Source organism: Daejeonella sp. (assembly GCF_036405355.1).
GTDB lineage: Bacteria > Bacteroidota > Bacteroidia > Sphingobacteriales > Sphingobacteriaceae > Daejeonella.
The window spans coordinates 1-10,237 of sequence record NZ_DASWXT010000136.1 but is presented as its reverse complement, the minus strand read 5'-3'; the positions used below and the strand labels follow the sequence as shown (position 1 = coordinate 10,237).

General features: G+C 39.9%; 6 protein-coding genes and 1 pseudogene. All 7 read left to right on the top strand.

Annotated elements, in window-relative coordinates; translation table 11 throughout:
- A pseudogene (locus tag VGE44_RS16840) lies at nt 1–1,617 on the top strand (hypothetical protein); the annotation flags it as partial.
- Between the two features lie 43 nt (nt 1,618–1,660).
- A complete protein-coding gene (locus VGE44_RS16835) occupies nt 1,661–3,343 on the top strand; it encodes a SusD/RagB family nutrient-binding outer membrane lipoprotein (protein ID WP_331081321.1) in 1,683 nt (560 codons plus the stop codon).
- A gap of 148 nt (nt 3,344–3,491) precedes the next feature.
- The gene (locus tag VGE44_RS16830; protein WP_331081319.1) at nt 3,492–4,787 is read left to right on the top strand and encodes an aminotransferase class V-fold PLP-dependent enzyme; all 1,296 of its coding nucleotides are present in this window, start codon (nt 3,492–3,494) and stop codon (nt 4,785–4,787) included.
- Between the two features lie 342 nt (nt 4,788–5,129).
- Nucleotides 5,130–6,350 (top strand): MFS transporter, encoded by a 1,221-nt coding sequence (locus tag VGE44_RS16825; protein ID WP_331081317.1) that lies wholly within the window; start codon nt 5,130–5,132, stop codon nt 6,348–6,350.
- Nucleotides 6,351–6,469: 119 nt separating this feature from the next.
- Nucleotides 6,470–7,765, top strand: coding sequence for a Gfo/Idh/MocA family oxidoreductase (locus tag VGE44_RS16820; RefSeq protein WP_331081314.1), 1,296 nt, complete (start codon nt 6,470–6,472; stop codon nt 7,763–7,765).
- 146 nt (nt 7,766–7,911) lie between these two features.
- Nucleotides 7,912–8,673 (top strand): DUF1080 domain-containing protein, encoded by a 762-nt coding sequence (locus VGE44_RS16815; protein ID WP_331081312.1) that lies wholly within the window; start codon nt 7,912–7,914, stop codon nt 8,671–8,673.
- Between the two features lie 131 nt (nt 8,674–8,804).
- Nucleotides 8,805–10,237: PQQ-dependent sugar dehydrogenase (locus VGE44_RS16810; RefSeq protein WP_331081310.1), on the top strand; the 1,433-nt coding region annotated here is incomplete at its 3' end.

Below are 10,237 nucleotides of genomic sequence, written 5' to 3'. Positions count from 1 at the left end.
ACACAGGGAATTACTTCAGGCGGGCTAATGGTTCCGGGTAATTATTTTATTACCAATTCAGTAAATTCGCCAATTGTCAGCGGCGGCGTAAACTATAATAAGAAGATCAATTCTGTTTATGCAAGTGCCGATTTTGATTATAAAAATCAGATCTATCTGGCTACAACATGGCGTGGTGACTGGTCTTCGGCTTTAACATATAAAGACGGAACCGGAAATAATTTTTACAATTATCCTTCTGCCAGTCTTTCATGGATCGCTTCTGAAACCTTCAAACTTCCTGCTATCATATCTTTTGCAAAGTTGAGAACTAATATTGCAGCCTTAGGTAAAGATACAGATCCATTTGTGATCAATCCGGGATATAGATTTGCAGGAAAGGTTATCGGACTACCTGGTGAGCCTACTCGTGCAGGATTCAGCTCAAGCAGTACTTTATCACCAAATTTAAAGCCTGAAAGAAAGATTTCGAAAGAAATTGGAATGGAAATGCGTTTCCTGAAGAGCCGTTTAGGTTTTGACGTTACTTTATATCAGGATAATACCTATGATCAGATCGTGGATATTTCAACACCGCTTGAGTCAGGAGTTTCCGGAGTTAAAATTAATGCCGGTAATATTCAGAACAGAGGAGTTGAAATCTCTCTGGATGGGACTCCTGTTCAGACACAGAATTTTCAATGGAATTCCCGTTTAACTTTCTCAAGAAACAAGAATTTAATCGTTTCTCTTGCAGAAGGAAGATCAGACTACTTCCTTGGTGGAGCAGCGTTTGATGCAAGTTCATGGGCTGTTGTTGGAAAGTCTTATGGTACAATCAGATCTACCACTCAATCTTTAAAGTATGTTAATCCTGCAAATGCAGCGGATCCTAAAAACGGAATGACTGTACTGGCCTGGAGGAATGATGCTCGTGCTGCTTTCCCTCAAAGAAGCAATAAGTATCAGGATATCGGCGACATCAACGCTAAATTCAGAGGTGGATTCTCCAATGATTTATCATATAAGAACTGGTCAATGAATGTTTTGTTTGATGCAAAAGTCGGAGGAGATATGGCTATGTCATCTTTAAGATCAGGAACTCATACAGGCGTACTTCCTAATACATTATTTGGAAGAGATGCTGAGCACGGAGGGATTACCTGGACTAGTAAATATGACGGAATTACCTATGATGATGGGATGATCATCGATGGAGTATTCCCAATAGGTCAAAAGGTCACTTTGCCGAACGGAACTACTGCAGATGTGGGAGGTATGACTTTCAAAGAGGCTTATACCGCTGGTTTGGTTGAGCCTACACATGCACCGCAGTTCTACTATCGTTATGCATCTTCTTCTACAGGTGTTTCTGACTTCTGGATAAAGGAGAGTACCTGGGTTGCGCTTCGTCAGATAGCAATATCCTATAATCTTCCAAAAAGCATTGCAAGCAAGCTTAAGGTAAACGGAATTGTTGTAAGTGTGATTGGCAGGGATCTGGGGTATTTGTACAACTCTTTACCTTTTGATATGAATCCTGCATCGTTAAATTCCAATTTAACTTCAGCAGTAGGTGAAGAAGGATTTTTACCGATGATCCGGTCAATTGGCGGTTCATTAAAGGTCCGTTTCTAATAATCAGTATTGATTATTATCACACATTTTAAATAAGATAGAAATGAAAAGGAAATTTTTATATATCATAATAACAGCATTCACCAGCTTGTTTACAAGCTCATGTACTAAAGATTTTGATACAGTAAATGTTAATCCAAATGTTGTTACTGATGTTGATGTAAGGTTACTCTTTACCTCCTCATTAGTGCCAATGCAAACTTCACGCGGTGGCGAATATTGGAATGAAGGGTTTACACATTTTTTGTCAGCATGTCAATTAGTGACAGGTCAAAGTTATGCAGTATCTACTACCGCAGTAAATGGTCGTTATAACCTTTTTTATTCAAGTGTTCTGCCAAATTTGGTGGAGATGCGCAGGATAATTTCTCTTAAAGCAGATAAGGAGAAATACGAACAAATTAACGCGATTACCTATATCCCACAGGTAATGATGGCTTTAAAGGTTAGCGATATGAATGGCTCAATGCCTTATACCGAAGCCAATAAAGGCAGGGATGAAGCTAAATACAGTCCGAAATATGACAATCAGGAAACCTTATATACTACCTGGTTAAAAGAATTGTCAGATGCAATTACTACCCTGCAAAAAGCCAACAGCAACCAGGTCTCATATGGTGATAATGATGTCTTTTTCAGAGGAGATGTTACCAAATGGATCAAGCTTGCTAATTCCTTGAAATTGAGAATTGCCGCCAGATACCAGAATCAGGATCCTGCAAAGGCAACCCAGATTTTCAAAGAGGTAATGGCAGATGCTGTTGGTCCATTCAGTTCTACATCTGATCAGTTGGTTCACGCAAACCCTACCTATTTCCCTTTCGGAGTTGATGGCTACAATATTGATATTTACAGCCGTCACTTTGCGGTTGGAACAGCAATTGAATTTCTGAAGTCATCCGCTGATCCACGTCTTGGGATCTATTATGACAAAAATTCTTTGCAGGGAAGTTTCAGAGATACGCTGACAAAATACAATAAAGTATTGCCTTCATGGATCAATACTACCGACCCTAATATCATGTATCAGGGCGGTCCGGCTGATTTTCAGTCTAATCCTGCTGTAAGTACATACTTTGTAAATCCACTTAATGCAGGAGGTGCAAACAGGTATCAACTGATTTCAACTGTTAACCGTAAATTCTTTGCACCAACAGTGGACAGAGGAACTGGTACAGTTATCGATGTATTGTTTTCATATGCTGAGGTTTGTTTTCAGATAGCTGAATTTATACAAAAGGGCTATGGTGCTGGTGTTAATACGAAGGGTACTGCAGCCGAATGGTATAATAAAGGTGTTCGTGCATCTGCAAAGACAATGAATGAGATCGCTGTTGCAGCAGGCTCAACTTCATATACAAACATTGATGCTTTGGTTGATGCACAGCTGGCGAATCCAAAAGTTAAACTGGACGGAACAAATGATCTGGAAAAAATTTACATCCAGTCGCTTTTGAATTTTTACCGCGAGCCAAACGAAGCATTTACCCTTGCCCGCCGTACAGGTTACCCAAAAACTAATTCTACATTGCTTGCACGTGAACCAATAAGTGATGTGCTTCCAAGAAGATGGTGGACACTTGATCCGGGACAAGTTAACAGGGCTAACTGGACTGCTGCCATGACTGAACAGGGATTCACTCCTAACGATTTTACTATCGCTAAACTGAACGCCGAAAGAATTTGGTTTGATAAGAAATCTCCGGATTATGGTAAAGGCAATTAACTGTACATAAAATAATAAAATTAACAGAGTGGTTTGAAAGGTGCTTAAAGCCGTTCAAACTACTCTTTATGAATCATATACTTTTGGGATTTTTGTTTTTAATCTTAGATTTTAATAAAATACTTTCCTTCAATTTCATCCAAAAATAATGTCAGGACGTAAACAATTCTTACAGCAGCTAGGCTTAATGGCCGGAGCTTTCTCAGCAAACAGTTTGTTTAATGAATTACACGCTGCAGAAATTTCATCAGCCAATTCCAGAGTTAATCATCTTTCGCCAATTTCTGTGGCTGCAGATGAAGATTATTGGAGTGTTATTCAACAGGCTTATACGGTTAGTCCTCAAATTATAAATTTGAATAATGGTGGTGTTAGTCCTTCGCCAAGGGTGGTTCAGGAAGCAGTTGAACGTTATAATAAATTGACTAATGAAGGTCCTTCTTACTTTATGTGGGAAATTCTTGATCAGGGCAGAGAGCCATTACGTGAGAAATTGGCTGAACTAGGCGGATGCAGCAAAGAAGAAATTGTAATCAATCGCAACGCTACTGAGTCTTTAAATACAGTAATTCTGGGTCTGGATCTTAAGGCGGGTGATGAGGTGATTGGTTGTAAACTGGATTATCCAAACCATATGAATGCATGGAAACAAAGAGCTATGCGGGATGGAATTGTTTACAAACAACTAAGTTTTAACTTCCCGGTTGAAAATGATGAAGAAATTGTTGCGGCTTTCGAAAATGCAATTACTCCTAAAACTAAAATTATTCATGTTACTCATGTAATAAATTGGGTAGGACAGATTCTTCCAGTTAGAAAGATTAGCGATATGGCACATCGTCATGGTTTGGAAGTTGTATGTGACGGGGCACACTCTTTCGCATTATTAGACTTTAAAATTCCTGACTTAGGTTGTGATTATTTTGCTACTTCACTTCATAAGTTCCTGAGTGCTCCTATCGGCAGCGGTATGATGTGGATCAAACAGGATAAAATTTCAAAAATCTGGCCTTTACTGGCAAATGGTGATCCCCGCGGTACAAATATCAGAAAATTTGAAACCCTGGGAACGCGGAGTTTCCCTATCGAACAGGGAATTGGCGAAGCAATTAATTTCCAGCTGGCCATAGGGAATAAAAGAAAAGAGGAACGCGTAAGATATCTAAAAAATTATTGGGCTGAGCGTGTGATAAATGTTCCCAAAGTGAAGATTAAAACATCCCTTAAATCAGCCTATTCATGTGCAATTTGTGGTGTAAGTATTGACGGAATTGCACCGAGAGAGCTCGAAAGAATTCTGTTTAACAGATATAAAATTCATACAGTGCCAATTGAATATGAGAATGTTAGTTGTGTACGGGTAACTCCTCATGTTTATACCCGTTTGCCTGAACTAGATAAGTTTGTCAGAGCGATCAAGGAGATTGCAGCCGCAGGTAAATAATCATATTTATTTACAAAACAGTCCTTATTAGATTCCATATTGGAAATCATTAAATATCTGAACAGAGATTCTTCCGGATTTGGCCTGGACAGTTATGCTTCCGGTAAAGCAGAGTGTTTCAATAATTCATATGGCATGTGCTCATTTATATCCAGGTAGTTTTCTTCCTGTTTTAAACTAATGTTAAGTTAAGTGTAATTGATCATTAGTTTTTGCCATGAGCTATGAGCTGTGAGCCATCATATTAGTGATATGCAGAGCTGATTGCCCATAGCTGATTGCTCAATGCCATCAACGTCATTTCATTTTTAACATAACTCTAAATAAATACCAATCCAAAAAATGGAAAATAAAACAAAGCTCTTAAATGCTGCAGTGCTTGTAGCATCATTAGGTTATTTTGTAGATATCTACGACCTCCTGCTTTTCAGTATTGTGAGGGTTCCCAGCTTAAGATCGCTTGGATTAACAGGGCAGGATATTACGGATAGCGGAATTTTCTTACTGAATGTTCAGATGATAGGATTGCTTGTCGGTGGGATATTCTGGGGGATTCTGGGTGATAAAAAGGGCAGATTATCGGTTTTGTTTGGTTCAATCTTTATGTACTCAGTTGCCAACATTGCCAATGGTTTTGTTGATACAGTAGAAGCTTATGCATTCTGGAGATTTATTGCCGGATTTGGCCTTGCAGGGGAACTGGGTGCCGGAATTACCCTGGTTGCAGAGATCATGCCCAAAGAAAAAAGAGGCTATGCAACAACAATTGTAGCAGCGGTTGGTGTGAGCGGGGCTGTAGTTGCATACTTTATAGCGCAATATTTTGACTGGAGGACTTCATTTTTCATTGGCGGCGGACTTGGTTTATCATTATTGCTATTGAGATTTGGAGTAGCAGAATCAGGAATGTTTGGGAAAACTAATAACCATCATACCAACAGGGGGAATTTCTTTTCGTTGTTTACAAATCAGGAGAGGTTTATTAAATATTTGAGATGTATCATTATCGGAGTTCCTTTATGGTTTGTTGTAGGGATATTGATCACTCTCTCCCCTGAATTCGGAAAGGTACTTGGTGTACAGGGTGATGTGAATGCAGGTGCTGCGGTGGCTTGTTGTTATGCCGGACTTGTCCTCGGGGATATAGCCAGTGGTTTGTTGAGTCAGCTTTTAAAAAGCCGAATCAAGGTTATTTATACCTATTTATTTCTTTCAATCATTTCAATATCAGCATACTTTATGCTTCATGATATCAGTCTTTTTGTATTTTATACAATTTGTCTGTTTCTCGGATTTTCTGTGGGATACTGGGTTATATTTATGACAATAGCCACTGAGCAATTTGGTACTAATATCAGGGCAACGGTAACTACAACGGTGCCTAATTTTGTACGCGGTGCAGTAGTTCCTTTGTCAATTCTTTTTCAATATCTCAAAGGGATTTTTAATGGCTCAATGATTCATGCTGGGATAGCTGTTGCTACGCTGAGTCTTGTTTTAGCCTTCTGGGCATTGCATGAAATGGAGGAAACATTTACAAAAGATCTCGATTATCTGGAGTAGACAAAAATCGGCGACCAGATAAATCAGGTAATACATACCAAAAATTTAACATTCACCCTATGTTTTCGGTGGATGTTAAATTTTATTCATTATTATTATATCATAAAAAAATGGAAGGTATGTCTATATCTGAAAACACAAATCGCAGAGATTTTATAAAATCTACCGGCACTGTACTTGTAGGAAGTACGATCGGCCTAAATCTGGCATTCCCACTTCAAGGATTCCCGAAAAGTAATGATGTTTTAAAGGTTGGTTTGATTGGATGCGGGGGAAGAGGAACCGGTGCTGCCAGTCAGGCATTAAAAGCAGATCCTAATGTTATACTTACTGCCATGGCAGATGTATTTCAGGATCGTCTGGACCAGTCCTATGACATTCTGCTAAAGGCAGTTCCCGATAAAGTTAAAGTTCCAAAAGAGAACAGATTTGTAGGTTTTGATGCTTATCAGCGGCTTATTGATTCGGGTGTTGATGTTGTACTACTGACCACACCGCCCGCATTCAGACCAGAGCAACTCACTGCCGCAGTTAATGCTGGTAAACACATATTTTGTGAAAAACCGGTAGCCGTAGATGCTCCCGGAGTTAGAAAAGTACTTGCGGCAGCCAAAATGGCTAAAGAGAAAGGTTTATCCCTGGTTTCCGGATTTACTTTCCGCTACGATCTTCCTAAAAGGGAATTGTTTGGAAGGGTTCAGAATGGAGAGATAGGTGAAGTGAAAATGGTGAATTCTACACGCAATGGGGGTGGCCTTTGGAATTTCGAGCGTAAACCGGAATGGACTGATATGGAATATCAAATGCGTAACTGGTATTATTACGACTGGCTTTCAGGAGATTTTATTGTGGAAATGGTTGTGCATAATCTGGATATGATGACTTGGGCAATTGGCAGTCAGATGCCTCTTAGAGCTTTTGGTACCGGAGGAAGACAGTCGAGGGTTGATGCAAAGTTTGGTAATATATACGACCACTTTGCTATAGAATTTGATTTTGCCAATGGTGTTAAAGGCTATAATTTCTGCCGGCAGCAGGATGGATGCACATCCAAAAATTCGGTTGAAATCATAGGTACTGAAGGCACTGCCTTTTATCAGGGTAATGTCCATAAGATCAGCGGAAAGAACAACTGGGAATATCAGGGTGAAAAGAAAGATATGTATCAAACTCAGCATAATGAGCTATTTGCATCTATCAGAGCGGGTAAGCCGATGAACGATGGGGAAATGATGGCGAACAGTACGATGTTAGGAATTCTGGGCAGAATGGTGGCATACAGTGGGCAGTCAATTACCTGGGAACAGGCAATGAATTCTAATCAGGTTCTTGGACCGGACTTTCACAAGTACGATTGGGATTTGAAATGGCCGGTTCCACCGCCAGCAATACCGGGAGTGACGAAGGTGGTATAGGGTTTGTCTCGTAAAGGAGCAAAGAGGCAAAGCGAATGAAAGAAATATCCTTTAGTCTTAGGATTGCTTCGTCGTGCCTCCTCGCAAAGACATTTCCTGAGGAGCAAAAGAAATATAAAATGATTTTAAAACTGAAAAAACAAAATATGAATAACCCCTTAAAAAAAGGACTGATGTTCCTTAATATTCTGCTGATTAGCAGCCAGATATCTTTTTCACAGGAAACCTTGTTTGAGTTTGGTACATCCACAAGTATGGATGCTGTGCTTTCTAAATCAAAGGCCAAGGAGGATAAATTAAAATGGATTAATGTTAACACAACAAAAGATACCTGGAAAGTGATGAAGGACGGAACCCTTTCAAATACAGGTCTTCCGATAGGGGTTATCCGCTCTGAGAAACAATATGAAAATTTCATTTTGCATGTTGAGTGGAAGCATATGGAGGCAGGAGGTAATTCAGGAGTATTTGCCTGGAGCGGTGCAAAGCCTGTGGGAACAAATCCGCTTCCAGACGGAGTAGAAATTCAAATGCTTGACCTGGAGTGGGTTGACCTGAATATCAGAAATGGTGTAAAACCTCCAATTGCTTATGTTCATGGTGAACTTTTTGGTGTGCAGGGTGTAAAAACGGTTGCAGATAACCCACGGGGCGACAGAAGCAAGTCGATCGAAAATCGTGTGAAAGGCAAGGGGGAATGGAATACCTATGATGTTGTTTGTGTTGATGGTGTGATTAAGCTTTCTGTTAACGGAAAGTTTGTGAACGGTATCAGCAAATCCACCCAGAAGAAGGGATATCTCTGCCTGGAATCTGAGGGTGCCCAAATTTTCTATCGCAATCTTAAAGTTATTGAACTTGCGCCCGGAGTAACTTCTGCAGAACAAACTGCAGCTTTGCTCCCTTAATTTGACTGCTTAGAATTTTAATTGTTTAAGAAAGCATTTAAATTTTAAATGCTTTTTATTTTTCAATGGAATTTCATTTCTGCTTTTAATTTTGTGTAATCCTTTCTGCCTCTTTTGAATAATTTATGCTAATGAAGAAATATATCTTTCTGTTTTTCACCCTGCTAATCATTGTGTCCTGTGCTCTGGGAATGAAGTCAGGGAAATTGCTAAATTTCTCAAACAGGAATACCGGTTTTATTTCAGAAAACTCAGTATTTTCATTCACTAAGAATATACCCGAAAGTAAAACTGCTGATAATAACCGTACAAAAACTATTAATATTCCTGACAGCAGCCGTTTTACCCGTATTGTGCTAGCCCAGGGTTTTGATGAACCTCTTGGGATGGCAATTCTTCCGAATAATGATGTTTTGCTTGCCGAGCGTAAGGGCAGCGTGAAAATCTATAACAGAGAAACAAAGCAGGTTAAAACCATTACCAACTTTAATGTGTTCAGCGGAATTGAAGACGGGCTTCTGGGTATTGCCATAGATCCTGATTTTAGTAAGAACCATTGGATCTACTTTTATTATGCCCTTGCAGGTGATCATGCTGTAAATCGTTTGTCGAGATTTGAATTGACTGGCGATGCTTTAGTTCAAAACTCAGAAAAGGTTCTGCTCGAGATCCCAACTCAGCGAAAATATTGCTGTCACTCGGCAGGGTATATTTCATTTGATTCAAATGGATTACTTTATCTGTCGACTGGTGATAATACCAATGCCGAAGAAACAGAGGGTTATACCCCGGTTGATGAGCGTCCGGGGCGGGCCCTGGCAGATGATCAGGCTACGGCAGCAAATACAAATGATCTGAGAGGGAAAATTCTTCGGATTAAGCCCCTGGACAATGGAACTTATGCCATCCCACAGGGTAATTTATTCCCTCCCGGAAATCCGAAAGGCCGCCCGGAGATTTATATCATGGGATCCCGTAATCCTTACCGCTTTAGTGTCGACAGAAAAAATAATTATCTGTATTGGGGAGATGTTGGACCTGATACCAAAGTAATGGGTGAGGAAGGGGAACTGATGAGTTATGATGAGATAAACCAAGCCCGTAAGCCCGGCTTTTATGGCTGGCCTTATTTTCTCGGAAATAATCAGGCCTTTCCTAAATATGATTTTGCAACAAAAACTTTAGGTCCCAAAAAAGATCCCGCAAATCCAGTAAACGATTCTCCAAATAATACAGGTGAACGGGTATTGCCGCCTGCACAAGCTGCGATGATCTGGTATGGAAAAAAGAGTTCTAAGAACTTCCCATTGCTGGGCAATGGTGGAGCTTCTGCAATGGCAGGGCCGGTATATTACGCTGATCTTTTTCCGGATGCACCGTATAAATTGCCCAATTATTATAATGGCAAATTATTCATTTATGAATGGATCAGAGGCTGGATAATGGCCGTAAGTTTGGATAAAAATGGAAATTATCTCAGTATGGAGCCTTTTTTGGAGCATCTGAAGTTTAAGGCTCCGGTAGATATGCAGTTTGGCAATGATGGCGCATTGTATGTACTGGA